Source organism: Pseudomonas svalbardensis, assembly GCF_030053115.1.
Lineage (GTDB): Bacteria > Pseudomonadota > Gammaproteobacteria > Pseudomonadales > Pseudomonadaceae > Aquipseudomonas > Aquipseudomonas svalbardensis.
Genome location: NZ_CP125619.1, coordinates 3,098,809 through 3,118,152 on the forward strand (window position 1 = coordinate 3,098,809; position 19,344 = coordinate 3,118,152).

Annotated in this window: 16 protein-coding genes and 2 pseudogenes; 12 read left to right on the forward strand and 6 right to left on the reverse strand. The window is 53.2% G+C overall.

Annotated elements, in window-relative coordinates:
- The first annotated feature begins 292 nt into the window (after positions 1-292).
- From QFX16_RS14315 to QFX16_RS14330, 4 genes are all read left to right on the forward strand, one after another.
- Positions 293-562: a hypothetical protein gene (locus tag QFX16_RS14315; protein ID WP_283184669.1), complete on the forward strand. Its 270-nt coding sequence runs from the start codon at positions 293-295 to the stop codon at positions 560-562.
- Positions 563-1,409: 847 nt separating this feature from the next.
- A complete protein-coding gene (locus QFX16_RS14320; protein ID WP_283184430.1) occupies positions 1,410-1,679 on the forward strand; it encodes a hypothetical protein in 270 nt (89 codons plus the stop codon).
- Between the two features lie 60 nt (positions 1,680-1,739).
- Positions 1,740-2,822, forward strand: coding sequence for an AraC family transcriptional regulator (locus QFX16_RS14325; protein ID WP_349294218.1), 1,083 nt, complete (start codon positions 1,740-1,742; stop codon positions 2,820-2,822).
- Between the two features lie 557 nt (positions 2,823-3,379).
- On the forward strand, positions 3,380-3,691 hold the full coding sequence (locus QFX16_RS14330) for a hypothetical protein (protein ID WP_283184432.1): 312 nt from the start codon (positions 3,380-3,382) through the stop codon (positions 3,689-3,691).
- A 52-nt stretch (positions 3,692-3,743) separates the two neighbouring features.
- On the opposite strand, the pseudogene QFX16_RS14335 reads toward QFX16_RS14330, so the two are convergent.
- The 5 genes and pseudogenes from QFX16_RS14335 to QFX16_RS14355 form a co-directional block, all read right to left on the reverse strand.
- A pseudogene (locus tag QFX16_RS14335) lies at positions 3,744-3,880 on the reverse strand (LysE family translocator); the annotation flags it as partial.
- Positions 3,881-3,889: 9 nt separating this feature from the next.
- Positions 3,890-4,105 (reverse strand): hypothetical protein, encoded by a 216-nt coding sequence (locus QFX16_RS14340; protein WP_283184433.1) that lies wholly within the window; start codon positions 4,103-4,105, stop codon positions 3,890-3,892.
- Positions 4,106-4,365: 260 nt separating this feature from the next.
- Positions 4,366-4,815: a type II RES/Xre toxin-antitoxin system antitoxin gene (parS, locus tag QFX16_RS14345; RefSeq protein WP_283184434.1), complete on the reverse strand. Its 450-nt coding sequence runs from the start codon at positions 4,813-4,815 to the stop codon at positions 4,366-4,368.
- A gap of 1,748 nt (positions 4,816-6,563) precedes the next feature.
- Positions 6,564-7,883 (reverse strand): ABC1 kinase family protein, encoded by a 1,320-nt coding sequence (locus tag QFX16_RS14350; protein WP_283184435.1) that lies wholly within the window; start codon positions 7,881-7,883, stop codon positions 6,564-6,566.
- Positions 7,880-8,344, reverse strand: coding sequence for a DUF3429 domain-containing protein (locus QFX16_RS14355; protein WP_283184436.1), 465 nt, complete (start codon positions 8,342-8,344; stop codon positions 7,880-7,882). Before QFX16_RS14355 ends, QFX16_RS14350 begins: the two co-directional genes overlap by 4 nt.
- A gap of 1,940 nt (positions 8,345-10,284) precedes the next feature.
- Here QFX16_RS14355 and QFX16_RS29725 point away from each other — a divergent pair.
- The 8 genes and pseudogenes from QFX16_RS29725 to QFX16_RS14395 all read left to right on the forward strand — a co-directional run.
- A pseudogene (locus QFX16_RS29725) lies at positions 10,285-10,812 on the forward strand (methyl-accepting chemotaxis protein); the annotation flags it as partial.
- Positions 10,813-10,879: 67 nt separating this feature from the next.
- Complete coding sequence (locus QFX16_RS14365) at positions 10,880-11,344, forward strand: thiol-disulfide oxidoreductase DCC family protein (protein ID WP_283184438.1); 465 nt, start codon at positions 10,880-10,882, stop codon at positions 11,342-11,344.
- Between the two features lie 144 nt (positions 11,345-11,488).
- Positions 11,489-12,049 carry a GTP cyclohydrolase I FolE gene (folE, locus tag QFX16_RS14370; RefSeq protein ID WP_283184439.1) on the forward strand — a complete coding sequence of 187 codons (561 nt, stop codon included), beginning with the start codon at positions 11,489-11,491 and terminating at the stop codon, positions 12,047-12,049.
- Positions 12,050-12,084: 35 nt separating this feature from the next.
- The gene (locus tag QFX16_RS14375; RefSeq protein ID WP_283184440.1) at positions 12,085-12,795 is read left to right on the forward strand and encodes an SDR family NAD(P)-dependent oxidoreductase; all 711 of its coding nucleotides are present in this window, start codon (positions 12,085-12,087) and stop codon (positions 12,793-12,795) included.
- Between the two features lie 13 nt (positions 12,796-12,808).
- Entirely contained in the window at positions 12,809-13,114 is a 306-nt protein-coding gene (locus QFX16_RS14380) for a DUF6482 family protein (protein WP_283184441.1), read from the forward strand.
- 26 nt (positions 13,115-13,140) lie between these two features.
- Entirely contained in the window at positions 13,141-14,679 is a 1,539-nt protein-coding gene (locus QFX16_RS14385) for a cryptochrome/photolyase family protein (RefSeq protein WP_283184442.1), read from the forward strand.
- A complete protein-coding gene (locus QFX16_RS14390; protein ID WP_283184443.1) occupies positions 14,676-14,789 on the forward strand; it encodes a DUF2256 domain-containing protein in 114 nt (37 codons plus the stop codon). Before QFX16_RS14385 ends, QFX16_RS14390 begins: the two co-directional genes overlap by 4 nt.
- 650 nt (positions 14,790-15,439) lie before the next feature.
- Positions 15,440-15,898: a hemerythrin domain-containing protein gene (locus QFX16_RS14395; protein ID WP_283184444.1), complete on the forward strand. Its 459-nt coding sequence runs from the start codon at positions 15,440-15,442 to the stop codon at positions 15,896-15,898.
- A gap of 645 nt (positions 15,899-16,543) precedes the next feature.
- On the opposite strand, the gene QFX16_RS14400 is transcribed toward QFX16_RS14395, so the two are convergent.
- On the reverse strand, positions 16,544-19,165 hold the full coding sequence (locus tag QFX16_RS14400) for a bifunctional diguanylate cyclase/phosphodiesterase (RefSeq protein WP_283184445.1): 2,622 nt from the start codon (positions 19,163-19,165) through the stop codon (positions 16,544-16,546).
- Positions 19,166-19,344: the final 179 nt, after the last annotated feature.

Genomic DNA, 19,344 nt, shown 5'->3' on the forward strand with positions numbered 1-19,344 from the left:
TCCACACTCGAATGTCAACCAGGAGTCGGTAAGTCGTCTCGCAGTACATCCCTGCGCTCAGAAAAGCCCCCGTATTTGTAGGCCTACCATTGTGCGCGGAGGCCAGGCAAAGGCTGACGAAAACGATCCGTTCACCGTAGCAAGTCTCGTTCGGATAGGTACCTCTTCTCCAATGAAATTTGGGTGGAACTTTTGAGCGCCGCTGACCCCATACAAGCAGTCCTCAAAAAGTAGAGTGATCAACTCTGCACATTGCGGCACACCTTCGCAGGGCAGTTAACAGGAGATTTAGATGCTTGTACTCACGGACACGCAGCGCGAGTACCTCAGGAAAATACGAGCCCTGAGTAAAGACCTTCAGGGCAACGAAGTATTTGCTGGCCTGACGTTCGAGGAATCAATGCGATTCAATTTTTTGAGTGAGTCGCTCTTGGGGCAGGAGCATCGCACGCAGGAAGACGTCAACGAGTATCTCTCCCTCGTCCAGAAGCACGAACATAACCGGCTTCAAATGCTAGGTGCAGAGATAGAGGCGCAGCAGAACAGATCGGCACGTCATTAAAAATCATCTGACTTCGCTTCATCTGGGCGTCGACCTGGGCGGCACACGTGTCCAACAGTTTGATGGCTAAATTTTTGAGGCCATGCATTCAGCTGAAGGTCGGCCTCGTTCGAGTCGATCCGCTCACAGGGAATGAGCTCGGTTGTTGCAGTGCTGACGGCCGTGATTTTTTGTAACACCCGGCTTAGGAACTCGACTTCACATGACATCCCTTTATAGCCTAGCTATCCCATCCGTAAAATTAGAGCCCCATTGATCAGTGCGCGTTAAGCATCTGCCGCGCCCTGCACCTCACTCCGAATGTGGCTAGAAGAGTTAAAGCGTTGTCGATTTCCTCGCCGGCTCGGCGTAGTGCTTGGTGATGGACTGCTCAGCGTGTGTGACCCTGCCCCAAAATACGTAATCCATAACCGGCGTCATGGGTTAATTTTCTGAAGCTGTAGTACCTGCCAGCTTCTTCGTTACACAAATAATTCACATTGATAGGTCATCATGGCAGGAACGATCACCAACACAGTGTGTTTTTTTGTCAGTCGATGCCTGCATGAAGGCATGCCAGCAGCGCATTTTCAACTACGATTCTTGATAGAAGAAAATGACGCTATGACCCTATGATTTCCAAAAAGAGCAAAGCTGCCCAGCGCCTGAATCCACGAACCTCAGCAACCAGCTCCTCGTTAGCCGATCAGCTCAGCGACGTTGCTTATGGGGAGGTCTGCTGGTTGGCATCGTCTTGAAATAATTGTAGCTGTGCGGCGACATTTCTGACCCGAGCCGGCCTGCTAATGCAACAGCGTAGGTTGAGCCAAAAAAAAATAAAAAAAGATCAGTCAAAAAAGGTAATGCAATGAACGACACGCGTGTGTCCCATCAAACCAAAGTCTGTCTAAACCTGGCTCTTGAACGTAACAACCAGCTCTTCAACGAAGCACAAAGCTTGCGCTGCGCCGCCCTGAATATTCTTGATCGGGCCTACTTAGATACGCAAGCCTTCAGCCACTACCAAGAAAAGCGACAACATGCCGATATTAAATACAACGACGCCATCGAGCACTTGCGATTGCTCATGACGCAATACCACATCCCCCCCGGAGCACCCAAAATCCCGATTATATAAGACCGCCGATTCCACTTGAGCGGTCAAGGATGTCGAATTCAACAGGGAGATGGGGTTGTCATGTATAGAATCAGTTCAGGCTATGCCAGAGTGCTGGTGAATACGCTTTCGGCGCAAGGACTGGATGCCAACAGTCTGTGCCAGGAGGCAGGGCTTGATATAAAGCTCGCAGATATACCGGGATCATTCTGCAAACGAAGCACTATCTACCGCCTATGGTATCTGTCGGCTCAGGCTTCCAGCGATCCGGACATCGGTTTGAAGGCCTACGATAACTTCCACCCGGGCATTTTTCAGATCGTCGGCTATACCATGATGTCCAGTTTGAACCTGAAAAACGCATTCGAACGACTGGTTCATTTCAGCCCGTTGATCGGCACTGGCTTCACCCTGTTTGTTGTCCAGGAACAACAGCATTACCGCCTGGTCACGCTCAATCACCATCAGCGCGGCTCGATCAAGCCCCGGCAGTACACCGATGCCAGCCTCGCAACCCTGCTGGGTGTCTATCGCTGGCTGAGCGGTGGCAAATCGCCGCAACCGCTGAGTGTGGAGTTCAGCTATCCCCAGCCGGATGACATCTACGAGCATCAACAGCTGTTTGGCTGCGAACTGCGTTTCGGGGCGGTCTATGACAGCATCCTGTTCGATGGTGAGGAGCTGCTGCGTCCGTTGAGCATGGCCAATGAGGCGTTGGCCAAGCTCCATGACAGCTATGCCAAATTTCAGCTTGACCTGATGGATGACTTCACCGTTGTCTGCAGGATTCGTGCGCTGATCACCGAACGCCTAAGTCTGGGGCAAAGCCAGGCCCAGTATGATATGGAATCGATTGCGGCCGCGTTGAACGTCAGCAAGCGAACGTTGCAACGGGCACTGGAGAAGGCGGGCACGCAGTTCACAGATATCCTGAACTACGTGCGCCAGCAGCTAGCCGACTTCTACCTGCGTCATTCCCATTTCAATATGCAGCACGTGACTTACCTGCTCGGCTTCCATGACCACAGCGGTTTCCACAAGGCTTGCCTGCGTTGGTTCGGCATGACACCCGGTCAGTATCGAGCCAACGAATTGTCGCTCGAGGCCATGGAAACTAAGACCCTTCTAGCCGGTTACAGGCAGCCCTCCACGCAAAATCCATGAGCATAAAAACCACTTTGCGGCGGCTTTGGTTGTTTTCTGCAGTAAATGCCCCTAGGCCGTCGCGAGGTTCCAGTACTGCTCCAGTTATCCCCGCCAAGCAGTCAATATAGAGCTACGCCTGAGGTGCATTCAATATGACTTCCTCTTTGAATCAAGATCACTGCATTGTGTGTGATTGCAGCCCAAAACTGGACACTCTGGGTGAAGGATTCACCTTTATCACATTGCCATTCATATGCATTTAAACCGATCCAGCCAGGGATACCCAGGTAGAGGCCAACACCAATGATCAACACGCTGAAAATCGAAAAGGGATCGTAGCTTTGTCCTCTCTTACTGCCTGCGTTCCTGTCGATTACGGAATCATCCCAGGCATGTACCCAATTTGACCCGATCGCCGTGTTGGAAGAAATTGATGATCCGCCTCTTCTCTTCGACCTGAAATCCTGTGGCTGTATCCGCAGCCCAAACTTTCGACACTATCGATTGGATGTTCCCCAACCGGCCACCGGCCCAGTCGATTACTGGGTGCCTGGTTTCCTGATAGGAGTGACAAATTGCTGACTCGTCCCGACAAAGATGCGCTACGTGCGATGCTGGAATCTCAAGTTCAAGAAAAGCTACAGCACGACCCTGATGCGGTAACGACTTATGCAGCACAGCCTGAACCCGAACGAAAGCCATACACCAGTAAGCCCACGGTTCAGGACAAGGCGTTTCACAGGGAGCTCGATCAGATGCGTGCGGATGCTGAAGCCGGAGTGATACATAAATCAGTGCGCGAGCCAATGGGCGATGGTGAGCCTAGCCTTGCGCTCGATGACTACCCTGGCTTCAAGGAGGCAGGCTCTGCATCAAATCAGTGGTGATATTTTGGCGCCTGTGCTGCGGTAATCGGTACCTAGCCGCCCTCCTCTTATGCTGTCGACGCATGGTCAGGATGGCTGCTCCGAAGTAGATGAACGAACTACCTGGCTGACCCACCGGGATAGCTCTGGACGGGTCAACACGCCCTTGGCCCAAGAGACCAGTGCGGCATACAGACTAAAAGACGTCACCAAGACCGATCATGCGAGCTTTATGGCTCCGCCCTGGATATCGTCACGCGCCATTCGTAAGTCAATAGCGTCCTGGTTGAGTCGGTAAATCATGTTGAGCAACCGTTGGCGTAGCACTTCATCTTGGAGCTGCTCTACTGCGCGCATCATATCGAGCGCCGCTACCTCATTGTTACTGGCAATGGCGTCCAGCAGTTTGCGCATGCTTCTTGATGGCCGATTCATCTCCAACTCCCTGGATTTCAATGACGCGAATCATATGGCCGGAATGTTTCATCAGTGTTTCAGTTGCATGAACTGGTTTTGAATCACCAGCTCGGGCTGATTTGACGCTAGCTGGAGGGGTGCCCCACGAGGTGTCAATTACGCTTGTCGCGCCATTCCGTGATGTAGCTAAATCGCTACCATTAAGCCGGGCTTTGCCCGAATGAGCGATTACAACAATCACATCAGGTGCTACCGCTGAATGAGGCACGTGACGAAATTTAAACGAGCACTCCCCTCTCCAGTCGACCGATAAGATCGAGGACAGCGTTCGTTTCCACCCTCGTGCACAACATGTCGATTGGGCGCCTCGAACCAAGTCCACGAACCGGCGAGCACATCCATTTCGTCGCAGCGGACACGTCGTCTTCGAACAAGGACAAAGCTTGCTCAAAGACAGCAATCAATGCGAGCAAGCGGTCGCTTTCAATGGTGCTGAAGCGTCCTGTTTTTGCCCTACGTGCCAGGGATGCAGGGGATACGCCGATGGCCTGAGAAATGACCTTTCGCTCGACCTGCAGAGTGTTCGCTATCAGACTGAAATACTCGAAAGGAAGACCTAGGTGCATGAGGTCATGAAGTGGTGTGCCGCGCGAGGGCAATTCTGAGGTTGACCAAATGCTTCCAGGAGTTGGTGGGCCAGGAAGGTACTCTTCGATCGAAGACAGCATCTGTAACTCCGTCAGAAAAACCCAAAGCTTAGCCGGGCCCAGTCGGCCCGAAACAAGCGACTTTAGGAAAAATGGTTCAACACGTCACCTACTGCTAAACCGTCCTTCCTGCGATGAGAAGTACAATGCACTGTCATAAATTGTCTCAGCTGAAACCTGCGCCGTTCTTGAAATCGTCTCGTATTGGCGGTACTTGTAGGTCACCAATCTCATGCACGGAAAGCAACCATGCAAGCAAGATTCAGAGTGATTGAAACCACCACACTGGACGATGGCAGCAAGCGATACAGAGTTGTAGATCTCGTAGAGGGAGGTTCAGCCAGCAAGCATGGAGTGTTCAAAGTCAGGGCAGAGGCAGAGGCTGTTTGTTCGCGCCTGAATGCCGAGCACCCACGTCAGAGTGGTGTAAGTCGTGTTTCCGCGAGCTCCTCATCCACTCGTTTCGGAAACCGGGCGCCTGATGACTATGCGGGGAGTGAATGCCTATAGCGCAGTCACGGATTCCCCTTCCGAAAGGACGCTTTGAAGCCGCTCAAGGTTAATCCGCTGACACTCTCCCTCAGCTTCTTCTCGGGTCTGATAGGTAATCTTCAGCCGAAGCTTCTCCTCATTGTCATAGAGGTTGAAGCCTATAGGTGCAGTCTGACAGTAGAAGCGCGATCCGTTACGCATTGATCCCGTTTCCGTTGGGATTGCAGGGACAACAACAAATCTCGACATCATCTTCACATCCTCTCCAAGCACCTCCTCACTATTAGCGGCCATGAGCCACCATCGCAAGTGACCGCAGTCAGTTTCCGATGAGAGGCAGGAGCGGACATGAGTCGATTGGAAGCATCGTAAAAAGGTTCGGGATCGGCCTTAGGGGCCTTGCCAAAATCAATGCTTGAATCAAGTAGAGAATGAGGAACATCAGTATTGCTATCAATGCCAGATACTGTTGGAGGGCACTTGGGGAAGGGCTCGCACCAAGTACATATCCGGCGGACACATACCACACCAGGTAAATTCCGAGCAACAGTGTGAGCGTGCCCAAATTGTGCAGAATGCCGCTCAGGCGCATACACCACGGAGCCAGGCCGATAGCGAGGACAGCAAGTGCCATTAGGAGGATCTCATGTGTCGGTAGCAGTTGGCTCCATACTAAATGCAGCAAACCCACCCATAATGCCCCAATGGACAGTGCCAGAAGTATCTGCGAGAGCGCCGCTCATACAGTGCCATACGCCTCACCTGCGCGACCGTTTCACCGGCGCTGAGGAAGGCATAAGCCTTATAATGCGAGTGAGCTATAAGGTGTACAAACGCCAACGCGTATAGGCCCAGACCGCACTCCAGCAGCATGAAACCCTCATCACTGTAGTGAATCACCAATTCAACACTGGTATTCTCGCTACCACGTTCGCCAATCATTAAGGGATGGAGGCGAAAATAGAAGCCCCGAAGACGCGAACCTTTGGGGCTTTGCATTTTTGCATCAAGGCCACTGTAATTGGCTACCGCGAATATGACCGCACGACTCGCAGAGTTAGCACCCTAAAGGAACTCACGGAAACATGGGATAGCAACCAGATTGGTAACGCCCAAGAGAAATGAGACAGCGCGCTATGCGCTTCCTTGACACACTCACGGAAGGCCACCAGCAGTCAGTCATGGCGCGAGAGCTGCCTCGATCAAGCGGGCGTTATGTAAAGGCCTGATTAAGAGGTAGCGGTGACCAAGGCGACCATTTATCGTCAATAAAGCGCTCAAATCACGTAAGGCTCGAAGAGCCTCCGGACATTCACCCGCGCCTTCAGCTTCGCGGCCAACAGGTACAAACCTCCCACCTTGCGATGCAGAAACAGTAAATCCACAGGTGGAGTGTGCCAGAAGTCGCGGTCGGCACCTAGTTCCCAACCGGTATCACGCAGGCGTACGGCCAGGTCAGACGTCGCAAAGTCATAGGCACCTTGATGCCTCAGTGGTTCGCAGGCCTGTGTAATGAGATCAGTGAGCACCGCTCGGTGTTTGGGCAGCGTTTCAGGCTGAAAGTAGCCGACGTCCAGCGCGGCATTGGTGATGGCGGCACGGTCTTCATGCAGGCCTGCAATCAGCAAGCGGCGATAAGCCTCGGTAGTGTTGCGGTCATAAAGTCGCGTGGCGCCGAAGTCCAACAACACCATCCGGCCGGAGCCTTGCTGATAAAGGTAATTGGCGAAGTTAGGGTCGGTCTGCACGCACTGGAACTCGAACACCTCGCGAAGAAACAGTCCGAATAGCAACATGATGATCCGGTCGCGCTCTGCCTGGGGCGCGTGCTCTAGTGACTCCACCGCTACCCCGTCAACGAAGGACATCACCAAAATATTCGGCGTGCTGAACTGGGCATACGCACGAGGAACCAGAAAGTCAGGACTGTCCGCCAACAGTTGATCAAAGCGCTGTAAGTGCGCGGTTTCTTTCATGTAGTCCGCTTCGTCCTGTAGCTGACGCTTGGCCTCTTGGAGCAATGGGCCGATGTCCATGCCCTTAGGCAGCATCCCGGACATGCGCAGCAAGGTAGCAACGTTATCCACATCGCTGGAAATACTCTCGCGCACGCCAGGGTATTGCACCTTGATCGCCAGGCGTTGGCCGTCCTTATCTTTCGCAGCATGAACCTGGCCGATGGACGCTGCCGCCAATGGCGTGAAGGAAAACCGTTCGAAGCGCCCTTCCCACCCCTTGCCCCAGCTTTCGTTGAGGACTGCCACCAACTGGCTCATAGGCATAGGGTGAGCGTCGCAACGCAGACGAGAAAGGATTTCGCTGAACTCGCGCGGCAACAAATCACCTGCATCCATCGATAACAACTGCCCAACCTTCATGGCGGCGCCACGCAGTTGCGACAGTTGCTCGACCACCCGATGCACATTGCCCGACGTCAACAGCAGTTCGCTGAGCGCCGGACGTTTGCCCTGAACCCACTGCCGAGCGCCTTCGGCTAGCATGCCGCCCGCGACGCCCGAGGCCAAACTGCCAAAACGCATCAACCGCGATAAGCGGCTGCCAGGCACGGGCAACGAGCCGGGCTCACGAGGCTTCATGAATGAAGCGCCTCAACGATCGCGGCAAGCAGCAAGCAGACGCTCGCCACGAGGGTAAGCCGTAATCGCATCGGCAGGTACCAGGTGGGCAAGCTCGTAACCCGCAACAGCTGCCTGTCCTGCCGGAGGTGGACAACTAAGCCGATGACCAACAGCAAGCAACCCAATGGCATTGGCAGTAACGTGGCAATCCAAGCAATAAGCGCAGGAATGACACTCCAGATGAACCGGTCGCGGCCCTGCTCGGCGCTCATGTCTTGCACGGTCATGGCGAAGCCCCAGTGTAAGGCGCCGACGAAGCTCAGGATGACTGCGCCATAGTTAACAAGCGCAATCGCAAACAACGGCCGATAGTCGAGAGAGAACGGGATCAGCAGCGCCAGAAAAATAAACGGCAACAGACCGCCATAACCCAGCAGGCTGACGTGCTTTGGCAGAGAGGTTGAAGGCAACGCGTTCATTTGTATTCCTTGCAGTGAGCGACACTCAAGACTGTAGGCCCAAAAGCCCCGCTTGGGCGAGATTGATGGCGATCCGAAGCTGGGGTCAGCGTAATGAGTCGCTTTGTAGAATTAGGTCATTGCCCCATTGCTTTGCGGGCAAGCAGGCGACGGCATATGAAGAGTTTCGCATCCTTGAGATCATGCTCAGTGCCTGCATTTACCAAGTCGACCGCACCCTAGAACCCTTCCAGTTTTCAGTTCTTCGTGAGCGGGTTTTTAAAGCGTTCCAATGCAATCAACAGATTCTTGAAACCAAAATTAATAGGAAAACCGCGCCAGCTGTGCTTTGCCTGGTCGTCCAAGACTGCTTGCAGTAAGTCATGACACGATGTGGCTGACGACGCTGCATGAGATGATCAGGCGCTAGAACACGAAAATCACGACTACAAATTTTCGGAAATGTCTGGTCGTTTTACCATCGCTTTTAAGCATACGAGCCCGGCTCTCGCTGACTAATCCCAGTTCCTTCATAGGGCCACCTAGCTTTTACGAACCTATCCGCTCGCCATCTTGGTGCATCACCCAAACCAGACTGCGACTGCCAGCAGTGGCTCGACTTTGCGAAAAGCGATAAAACCTATACAAAATTAAATTCGTGTATAGGTTTTCTGCAATGTGTGCCATTCTGCCATCAGTCAGCTATCACCAGCTGCTCGCGCTCGTGCCTCGCCAGTCTGTCTTCACTTTCAAATGGGTGGTAGAGGCACACAAGTAGCCCTTGACATGGATAGCAAAACAGAACCGCCACGTCTTGCCCGTACAGGGTCTATCTAAGAGTTCAGCCGATGAAAAACTCCATCTCACTAGCCTCGCGCATAGGCCTTGGTTTCGCCGCGATTGTGTCGCTGCTCATACTAATCACCGCCGTGGGCATCCAACGTGTGGGCTTTATCGACTCCACCCTGGAACACGTAAGCGAAAATGCGGCCAAGATTCAACGCTACGCTATTAACTTTCGCGGAAGTGTACACAACCGAGCCATTGCTATTCGGGACGCAGTGTTGGTGGATAGTGATCAAGACTTAACCGTCCACCTCAATGAAGTTATCAATCTAGAACAGGCCTACTCCGATTCAGCCATACCAATGGATCAGCTATTCGCAACTGCTGGGGTAACATCGCAGGAGCAACAGCTGTTACTGGCGATTAAAGACATTGAAAAGCAAACGCTAGCCTCCACTAAGTCGGTAATTGCTTTGCGTCGCGCCGGAGATATTTCAGGTGCACAGGCTTTGCTGCTGCGCCAAACCTCCGGTGAATACAGTGAGTGGTTGAAACGCGTGAATGCACTAATTGACTACGAAGAAGCCTCGATCAAAAGCCAACTCAGTGCGGTACAAGCCACCGCTAGTGAGTTTCGAGGCCTGATGCTCATGGCCACCGGGATAGCGCTGCTGCTGAGCATCATCCTGGCGATCTCAATTATTCGCTTCGTCAAGTCAACGCTGGGTGCTGAGCCGACTCAGGTTGCACAGGCTATCCAACGGTTGGCGGCAGGTGACCTGCAACAAATCATTGTTACCGATTATCCAAACAGCGTGATGGGCGTCCTGAAAACCGCCCTAAGCCGTTTGGCTGATACCATTAGTGAAGTACGCATTGCGGCCCAAGAGGTCAACAATTCATCTAGGCTGCTGTTGACCACATCGTCCACCAATAACAATCAAATCAGCCTGCAGACCCGCGAAGCCGAACAGGTGGCAACTGCAATTACGCAAATGGCGGCAACGGTCAATGAAGTTTCAGGCTATGCATCTCAAGCAGCGGACGCAACGCGTCTAGCCGATGCTGAAGTTGTAAGCGGTAATCGCGTCGTTGCGGACACCACACTCGCTATCGAACAGTTAGCGAACACACTGGTTGAAACCACCAATACGGTAGAGCAGGTGTCCAAGCGTAGCGAAGAGATTGAAATAGTGATCGAGGTAATCAATTCAATTGCCACGCAAACTAACCTGTTGGCGCTGAACGCAGCCATCGAAGCGGCCCGAGCAGGTGAGCATGGCAGAGGATTTGCAGTTGTGGCCGATGAAGTGCGCTCTCTAGCTAATCGCACCCAGGAGTCGACGCGGGAAATTCGAGAAATGATAGGCACACTGCAGAGCGGTACTGAAACGGCGGCACAAACGATGCGCAGTAGTTGCGAACTGGTAAGCCACACCGTTGCGCAAACCCGCAACGCCCAGACGGCGCTAGCTAAAATCAGCCAGCAAGTCGGCGCCATAAACCACATGAATGCCCAAATCGCCAGCGCATCTATCCAGCAAAGCGTCGTGGCCGAAGACGTTGCGCAAAATATCACGCGCATCCATAGCTCAACGGTGCAATCGGCAACTGGCTCTCGTGAAGTTGCAACGGCCAGCCAGGAGTTAGCGCAGCTTGCTGATCGTCTTACCCATAAGGTCTCATTTTTCAGCGTGGCTTAGGGCAGACCTATTGTCAGTCCTTTTCTTTCAGCATACTTTGTACAAAACCTATACAAGGCCGCTAGAAATGTACAATAAAAAGGATTGGCCACTAACGCTGTACTTTGACGGTCAATGTCCGCTGTGTGCGCGCGAAATCAAGATCATTAATCGACACGCCGCAGAGAGTCGACTGCTATTTATTGACATCAGCAGCGGTGAGTTCGACGCCAAGGCACTGGGGTTCACGTTCGAGCAAATGCAGTCCTCGCTGCACGCCCGTTTCGCCGATGGCCGCTGGGTAACTGGTCTGGACGCCACCTTGTGGAGCTGGCGAGCCGCCGGCTTGGGATTTTGGGCAGCTCCACTGACATGGCGTGCCATCCGACCGCTGCTTGCTTTAGGTTATCGCCTCTTCTGCCGCTTACGCCCCCATTTGGCTTGGCTTCCACACCCTGATGGTCGCCGTCGCTATGTCGATGACCGTTGCGGGGTGCCGGAGTCAAAATCCGCACCTGACGAGCGGCCCACTTTGAAAACAAAGCAGACCTAAGAAGCTTCGCTTTGTCATGGCCGGACGAAGAAGCTGGGTCATAGCTGATCTGGTGAACAACGTTTTTTCTGGTGAGCAGCAGGCACTCTCCTACTGCCAAGGATTGCCGCCACATGAAGCGCAGCATGGCTGCGAGGAGTCTAAATGAACCCATCAATAGCCAAGCATTACCGTGAAATTCTCGTAGGCGTAGGCGAGAACCCTGAGCGTGAAGGACTGCTGGACACCCCCAAGCGCGCAGCCAAAGCGATGCAGTACCTGTGCAATGGCTACGCGATGAGTCTGGAGGAAGTAATCAACGGCGCACTGTTCGAGTCGCAAAACGATGAAATGGTCATCGTGCGCGATATTGAACTGTATTCATTGTGTGAGCATCACATGCTGCCCTTCATCGGCAAGGCTCATGTCGCGTACATCCCCACAGGAAGGGTACTGGGTCTATCAAAGGTCGCCCGAGTCGTCGATATGTTCGCCCGCCGCTTACAGATCCAGGAAAACCTCACAAAACAAATTGCTGATGCCATCCATAACATCACCGATGCGGCCGGCGTGGCCGTGGTCATTGAGGCAAAGCACATGTGCATGATGATGCGGGGCGTGGAAAAGCAAAACTCGGTGATGACGACCTCAGTGATGCTGGGGGCCTTTCGCGAGTCATCCGCTACGCGTCTCGAGTTCCTGCAACTGATTGGGCGACGCAGTTAAGGCCCAAAATCCGCACAAGGCGTGGGAGAGGCGAAATGAACAGTTCCTTTGAGATGAACTCACTCGGCTACGGCTACCGTGCCTTGGTGATAGGCGCCAGTGGAGCGCTCGGCGCGGCGTTTTGTGAGTTGCTCAACGAAGATCCACGATGTTCGGTTGTTCGTGAGCTGGGGCGCAACAGTGCTCCAGGATTGGATCTCGAAAAGCCCGACAGTATCGCCAGGGCGGCCACCGAATTAGCTGAAGAAGCCCCGTACCAGTTGATTTTACATGCTGCCGGTTTGCTTCATCGCGAAGACATCAAGCCTGAAAAAAGTTACACCTCTATTGAAGCGGATGCGCTTCAGGCGATATTCCAAGTCAACACACTCGGGCCTGCACTGGTTTTGCGTCACTTCCTGCCCTTGCTTGACCCTCGTGGTGCGATGGCAGTGCTCTCCGCCAAGGTGGGCAGCATCGGCGATAACCGTTTGGGCGGCTGGTATGCCTATCGCGCCTCCAAGGCAGCGTTGAACATGCTGATTAAAACGGCTGCGATCGAACTGGCAAGAACCCGTCCTGAGACCCGCTTATTGAGCCTTCATCCCGGCACCGTCATTTCGGGCCTGTCACAACCCTTTCGTGGCGCCTCTGCAGCCAGGCCGGCAAGTAATGCTGCTCATGAGTTGTTATCACTGATTGACCGTTTGACGCCTGCCGACAGCGGCCATTTTTTTGCTTATAACGGAGAACGCCTACCTTGGTAGGCAGGAGTGAACCATGAATCTGCAAGCGTTGACCGAACGGGCCGCGAATGGCGAAGTACGCGAGTTGGAGCTGCTGTCGCTGGAGGGCGGTTTTTATCTGGCGCGAGTCAGGCTGGATCACGGACAGTTCACTTTGCTGGACGATGCAGCGAAGCCTATGCACCTTCGCTCGATCAATCACCTGCGTGAGTTATTGCAGCTCGTCCCGCCATTTCCCTGCGCGCTCGTGCAGCAATGTGTCCATGACGAGATGTGCGGCTCACGTGAAGGGCCCATCGAGTCGTTGCGCATTCCTTTCTCGCTGGCGGCGCCCAAGTGAGTCACATTCCGCCGGGATCCGGTGAAATGAACAAAATTCGCCGACTCTGCCTGATCCTGGGCGACCAATTGTCCTTCGACCTGGCCTCATTGCAGGGACTGGATCCTGAGCGCGATACGGTTCTGTTAGTCGAGGTGATGGAGGAAGCCAGCCACGTACCCCATCACCCGCAAAAAATCGCCCTGATCTTCAGTGCGATGCGCCATTTTGCCGAGGCGTTGCAGCAGCGCGGTATCCGCGTGCAATACGTCACCCTCGATGATCCACACAATAGCGGCTCGGTGCCGGGCGAATTACGGCGCTGGCAGTCGCTGCTGCAACCCGATGAACTGCTCGTCACAGATTGCGGTGACTGGCGCCTGGAGCAGTCGCTGAAAGATTGTGGCTTGGCGATCCAGTGGCATACCGATACCCGTTTTCTCTGCACCCGACTCGAGTTTGCGTCCTGGGCCGAAGGCAAAAAGCAGCTGCGCATGGAGTTCTTCTACCGTGAGATGCGACGCAAGAGTGGCCTGTTGCTCAACGGCGACGGCAGCCCGGTCGGCGGCGCCTGGAACTTTGATGCCGAAAACCGCAAGGCACTTCCCAAAGGCTTGAGAGCCCCCTCGCCCATGCGCTTTTCGGCAGATGCGATAACCCAGGACGTGCTGTCGCTGGTCGAAAAAAACTTCTCCAGCCACTACGGCGCACTCGACACCTTTGACTACCCGGTAACCCACGCCGATGCCCAAGCGTTGTGGGACTACTTCCTCGACTGGGGTCTGGCAGCCTTCGGCGACTACCAAGATGCGATGGCCAGTGATGAACCCTTCCTGTTCCATGCGCGGATCAGCGCCGCGCTGAATATTGGCCTGTTGGATCTGCGTCAATTGTGCAGCGACGTCGAGGCAGCGTATTGGGCACACAGCATTCCATTAAACGCTGCCGAAGGCTTTATCCGTCAATTCATTGGCTGGCGTGAATATGTACGGGGCGTCTACTGGCTGAAAATGCCCGACTACGCCGGCGGCAATAAGTTTGGTAACAGCAGGCTGCTTCCAGAGTTCTATTGGACAGGCGACACCAAGATGAACTGCATGGGCCAGGCAATCGGCCAAAGTTTGAAACATGCCTATGCCCACCACATCCAGCGGCTGATGGTGACCGGCAACTTTGCGCTGCTGGCCGGCATCGCGCCGAGCCAGATTTGCGACTGGTACCTGGCGATCTACATGGACGCGTTCGACTGGGTCGAACTGCCCAACACACTGGGCATGGTGATGCATGCCGATGGCGGCTACCTGGGCTCCAAGCCTTACTGCGCGAGTGGCCAATATATAAAGCGCATGTCGGATTACTGCCGTAACTGCGCGTACAAAGTCAGTGAAAGCACGACGGACGACGCCTGCCCTTTCAACTCGCTTTACTGGCATTTTCTAATGCGTCACGGCGACCTTTTGCGCAGCAATCAGCGCATGGGCATGGTATACAAAAACCTCGATCGTATGACTGAATCCAAGCAGCAAGCGCTCTGGGATCGTGGCCAGAAACTGCTTGCCAAACTGGATGCCGGGGAGTCGTTTTGAAGAAGAGTGAACTCCCGGTCAAAACCTGTACAGTCTGCGGATTGCCCTTCGCCTGGCGCAAGAAATGGGCGCACTGTTGGGCTCAGGTGCGCTTGGTAAATGCCTATTGAGAAGTCATAGCCTACCACTGCAAAAGCACGTCTTTAGTCGCTACAGGTTCAACCGTCGGCACTCAAATTCAGCTTCAACTCGTCTGGTAGGTGGTCTTCAGTCGCAGCTTCTCCACATTGTCATAGAAATTAAAAGCTCTGGTCGTGGTCTCGCAGTAGAAACGCGTTCCGTTTCGCATGGATCCCATTTCCGTTCGAATTGCAGGGACAACAACAATTCTCGATATCATCTTCACGCCCTCTCCAAGCCCCCTTCACTATTAGGGCCATAACCCACCATCGCAAACGACCGTTGTCAATTTCCGATGAGGAGCACGAGCGGACATGCGTTGATTGGAAGCTTCGTAAAAAGGCTCGGGATCTACCTTATGGGCGGCACTGCTCTCTCCCTCCGTATTCGCTGGCCGACATCCGAAAGATCAAAATGGTGCATATGATTATTCATTTGATATTTAATTTTTCCAAAGGGCGGCAAATTTTCGGGGATGAGAGCTCTGTGCTCGCCTATACTAAAATTGTTAAATCATGCTGGTGAGCTCGATAAACAAAGTATTGATAAATATGGATATTTAAGAATATCGGTTGCCTTGGAGTTTGCTGGTTAAGAAATATTTCTCTGTGATGGTTCGGCGTCGTGACGAGGTTTTGATATGAACGTCTTGTTGAAAGAACTTCAGGCCTATCATCATGAGGCGGCTATAAAAATCACTCAAATCAAAGAGTTGCTGAGGAAGATGAGGCGTGAATCCGATGGTGCTGCTGACTGCAAGCTGTTGTTCAAGATGCTGGAAGCCATGCATGGAGATGCAGAACAACAACACCATGAAAATGAAGAACTTATTCGGCTGGCTTTGCTAGGGACTGAGGCACCGATCCACCAACGGGTCAAGGATATCGAGCGAGATCATCAAGCATTTGGGCGAATTGCTGGACAGTTGAAGATGTTGGAGGACACAACTCAGGAAACGAGAGTAATTGCTGACACTATCGATGACTTTATCAAAAAATATTTCGATCATATGGACTCGGAGGAAAATATTTTCTTTCCGTTGGCAGATAAGTGGCTGTCAGACGAGCAGTGGCAGGAAATAAAGCGTCAGTGGCATTAATTGGGTCTCACCGTAGACCTTAAAAATTTAGCTACTACTTAGTCCGCGATCTAACAAGCTCGGTTGACACTACTAGGCTTCAACTTCGCTCTGAGGAAATGTCGCCATGCCACCCCCTCCCTTACTGCCGGACATACTCGAAACCCTTCACGAAAACCAGCTCGCACTTGCCGACGCCATTGAGTAGATAGCAATGTGGATTGATCAGAGGGGATCTACTGGCGTTTCCAGTACCGCCCTTGGCGCTGTCGCCACGCTCGACTTGAATGCCGAGTCCGTCAGAAAGGGAATTGATGCACTTAGAAAAACCATCAGATGAAACCTTGCACCCAATTCCCTGTATCGCTTGAGAGTCGATACTAAGACCTCGAAAGGGTACGAGCTCTTTTGTTCAGGCTCGTCATTGGCCTGAACTACCTCATGAAAGGACTCTCGTGATGCTGATCAAAATCGAAGAAGCGAACACACCCGAAGGCTGGCTTGTGTGGATGGATGCATGGTGCGTCAAATTTCGCAGCTCGACGATCAGAAGGTTAGACAATCACTGGCGTTTTCACACAGCCTGGGTCGTTTGGAGCCCTTCGCGTCAGTCAAAAAACCGCAAGAATCGGTTAGGTGCTACCACGCAGCTGATAGAGAAATGTCTCAATTCAGGTATTTTTCGAAGGGGAGCAGATCGAATCCATCCCCAGTTTTTTTTCTGGCCTTAACCAATCTGGCCTTAACCAATAAGTTAAAGGCGTCAGTTTCAAGTGGCCGACTTAGAAAAAAGCCTTGGCCTTCATCGCACTTCACCGCTTTCAGCAAGTTCAAGTGTTCGGCGGTTTCGATCCCTTCTGCCGTAACAGTGAGTGATAACGCGCGGCCCAAGCCCACAATCGCCTGAATGATGGATTTGTCATCGCTTTCAACCAGTTTGTTTAGAAAGCTCCGATCTATCTTTAGGCCATCAAAGGGAAAGGTACGCAAATAACTTAGTGAAGAATACCCCGTACCGAAGTCATCCATGGATATGCGAACGCCAAGACGCTTCAATGTACGCATTAGCTCTAGCGCGCAGGGGGCATCTTCGAGCATGACGCTTTCAGTAATCTCCAACTCTACCCGTGCAGGAGCGATTCCTGAGTCATGAAGTGCTTTTTGCACGCGCTCTACCAAATTGCCTCGCTTGAATTCGCTAGGTGAAAGATTGACTGATACAAACAAATCTTTCGGCCACCGTGCAGCGCTACGGCAAGCGGCGTCGATCACCCAGTCACTCAAGGAAAGAATAAGCCCGGATTCTTCAGCAATGGGGATGAAAGTATCGGGAGGTATTAAACCGCGCTCAGGATGCTGCCACCGTACCAACGCTTCGGCGCCAACGATCTGCCCGTCTGAGATACGAAAACGCGGTTGGAAATGGAGTCGAAGTTCTTCATGCTTGATCGCGAAGCGCAGATCACTTTCCAGCCGACGCCGCTCAATAATTTTGGCGTTCATATCCCCGGCATAGAAACGCCAAGTTTTACGACCTCCAGCCTTTGCTTCGTACAACGCGATATCTGCATAACGTAGCAAATCGGTCGCCTCACAAGCGTCATTTGGCGCCATGGCGATACCAATACTGGCGCTGACAAACACTTCTTGTTCATTGATCTGTATCGGCTGCTCGATGGACTCGATCAGACGGCGACAAAGCGCCTCGACTTCCTCCTGGGAACTGACATCGGTGAGTATCAGTACAAACTCGTCCCCTCCAATCCGAGCGACAAGATCTCCATGGCGAACACAGTCTGCCAAGCGGCTCGACACCTGGTTGAGCACCAGATCACCTGCAGCATGCCCTAGCAGGTCATTCACCGGCTTGAATCGATCAAGGTCTAGGCTGAGCATGACCAAGGGTTGTTCTACTGTCGGCAAAGCTTTGAGCTTGCCATCAAGAAACTCCTGTAGTCGTGTCCTGTTGGGAAGTCCGGTCAGGGCATCATGTTGTGAAAGGAATTCGATCCGCCGACGGGCTTCAACTTCCTCCGTCACGTCGGTTGCTGTCCCCCGGAATCCTCCTCCCTCCATTGCTCGTGCCGAAAGACGGGTGATTCGCTCTTGGCCATTTGTATCGACGTAGCGACACTGAACACTGATCTCTGGACGGCGGTTCGGAATACTGAGCCACTGAGATAACGTGCCTAGTTCAGTGCGCAGCAGATCATCCATCGCCGCACCAATCCATGCATCCCTGGAAAGGCCCGTGACATTTTCAAACCGCTCGGATAGATAAGTGAAACAGCAGCCACCGTCCATTTCCCATACCCAATCCGAGCTGGCCTCAACAACATCGCGAAAGCGCGCCTCACTGGTGGCAAGGTCGGCCTGACTGCTTTGCAGCGATGAATAGCTGGCGTCTAGCGCCTGCGCAGCAGCGGTCGTACGACGCAAGATGACCCAAGTCATCAGGCACACCAGCAGCGCAGCGATTCCCACCAAGGGCAATCCCAGCGCCAACAATTGCAGGCCTGGTTTTCGCGGAGTCCAGTGCAGGCTGCCTGCTGTACCGTTCTCGCCCAGGGGATAGACGGACACCAAGGGAATTTCGTCGGGCGTGGCCATGTGCAGGCCATCTACCCCGAAATCCAGACCTATTGTTTCAAGCTTGGCGCTGTCCAACATGTCAACGAATATCAACACCGACGCCGACCTGTCATCCGCGATGACCGTCGGATCGGTTCCCGGCGTAATCGAAGCAGCAGCGACCAGGGCTGGTATCCCTCCAACATTGATGAACGTAGTCGTCGGCGTTTCGGTTTCCGCGCCCTCGCGTGCCTTATCGAGAATCGCATCAATGGACTGCTCGAGCCATTGTTCGACTTCAACTGACGCCATCTCACCCTTGATCAAGGAATAAACGGTACGGTTGACATCGTTGACGACAAACACTCCCCGAAATCCAAGGTCTGTGTAAAGTGTTGTCCCGATATTTTGTCGTACGTACGCCCAGTCCACGTCTACCTGGGTATGCAAGTGCTTGTAAGCATCCCCCCAAAATGCGTAATCCTTGACGGTCGAGCGCAGCGATTTCTCCAACGACTCCACGGCTCTCTTCGTATAGAACGCGCTGTCAACCTCCTCCCCTCGATCTAAATTTTGCGCAACATAAACAAGTGAATAGCAGGCGAGTAAGAACACCCCCGCCAAAAGACCAACAAACTTGAATAGCGAAGCGCGTGTCAGGGCTACGCTTGAGCGATTGGTTTGAGAACAAGAGATAGTGGGGAGGTCGTTGGGCATAAATTCGCGCTAGTCATTGAGACAATTCATTTATATATCAGGATGTCGGCAGTCGACGCCAAATAGTGAGTGTCCGTACGTCGCGCTAAGCGGATCTGCCCAGTGCGCCGGAGGCAATGCAGAACCTTGATTGGAAGATCGAGCATCTTCGGGACATTCCAGTTGACGGCCGCCAGCTT

What these genes read in the sequence shown, in the direction of transcription:
- QFX16_RS14315 (WP_283184669.1), top strand. Translation starts at nt 293, where the DNA reads ATGCTTGTACTCACGGACACGCAGCGCGAGTACCTCAGGAAAATACGA.
- QFX16_RS14320 (WP_283184430.1), top strand. Translation starts at nt 1,410, where the DNA reads ATGAACGACACGCGTGTGTCCCATCAAACCAAAGTCTGTCTAAACCTG.
- QFX16_RS14325 (WP_349294218.1), top strand. Translation starts at nt 1,740, where the DNA reads ATGTATAGAATCAGTTCAGGCTATGCCAGAGTGCTGGTGAATACGCTT.
- QFX16_RS14340 (WP_283184433.1), bottom strand. Translation starts at nt 4,105, where the DNA reads ATGAATCGGCCATCAAGAAGCATGCGCAAACTGCTGGACGCCATTGCC.
- parS (WP_283184434.1), bottom strand. Translation starts at nt 4,815, where the DNA reads ATGCTGTCTTCGATCGAAGAGTACCTTCCTGGCCCACCAACTCCTGGA.
- QFX16_RS14350 (WP_283184435.1), bottom strand. Translation starts at nt 7,883, where the DNA reads ATGAAGCCTCGTGAGCCCGGCTCGTTGCCCGTGCCTGGCAGCCGCTTA.
- QFX16_RS14355 (WP_283184436.1), bottom strand. Translation starts at nt 8,344, where the DNA reads ATGAACGCGTTGCCTTCAACCTCTCTGCCAAAGCACGTCAGCCTGCTG.
- QFX16_RS14365 (WP_283184438.1), top strand. Translation starts at nt 10,880, where the DNA reads ATGTACAATAAAAAGGATTGGCCACTAACGCTGTACTTTGACGGTCAA.
- folE (WP_283184439.1), top strand. Translation starts at nt 11,489, where the DNA reads ATGAACCCATCAATAGCCAAGCATTACCGTGAAATTCTCGTAGGCGTA.
- QFX16_RS14375 (WP_283184440.1), top strand. Translation starts at nt 12,085, where the DNA reads ATGAACAGTTCCTTTGAGATGAACTCACTCGGCTACGGCTACCGTGCC.
- QFX16_RS14380 (WP_283184441.1), top strand. Translation starts at nt 12,809, where the DNA reads ATGAATCTGCAAGCGTTGACCGAACGGGCCGCGAATGGCGAAGTACGC.
- QFX16_RS14385 (WP_283184442.1), top strand. Translation starts at nt 13,141, where the DNA reads ATGAACAAAATTCGCCGACTCTGCCTGATCCTGGGCGACCAATTGTCC.
- QFX16_RS14395 (WP_283184444.1), top strand. Translation starts at nt 15,440, where the DNA reads ATGAACGTCTTGTTGAAAGAACTTCAGGCCTATCATCATGAGGCGGCT.
- QFX16_RS14400 (WP_283184445.1), bottom strand. Translation starts at nt 19,165, where the DNA reads ATGCCCAACGACCTCCCCACTATCTCTTGTTCTCAAACCAATCGCTCA.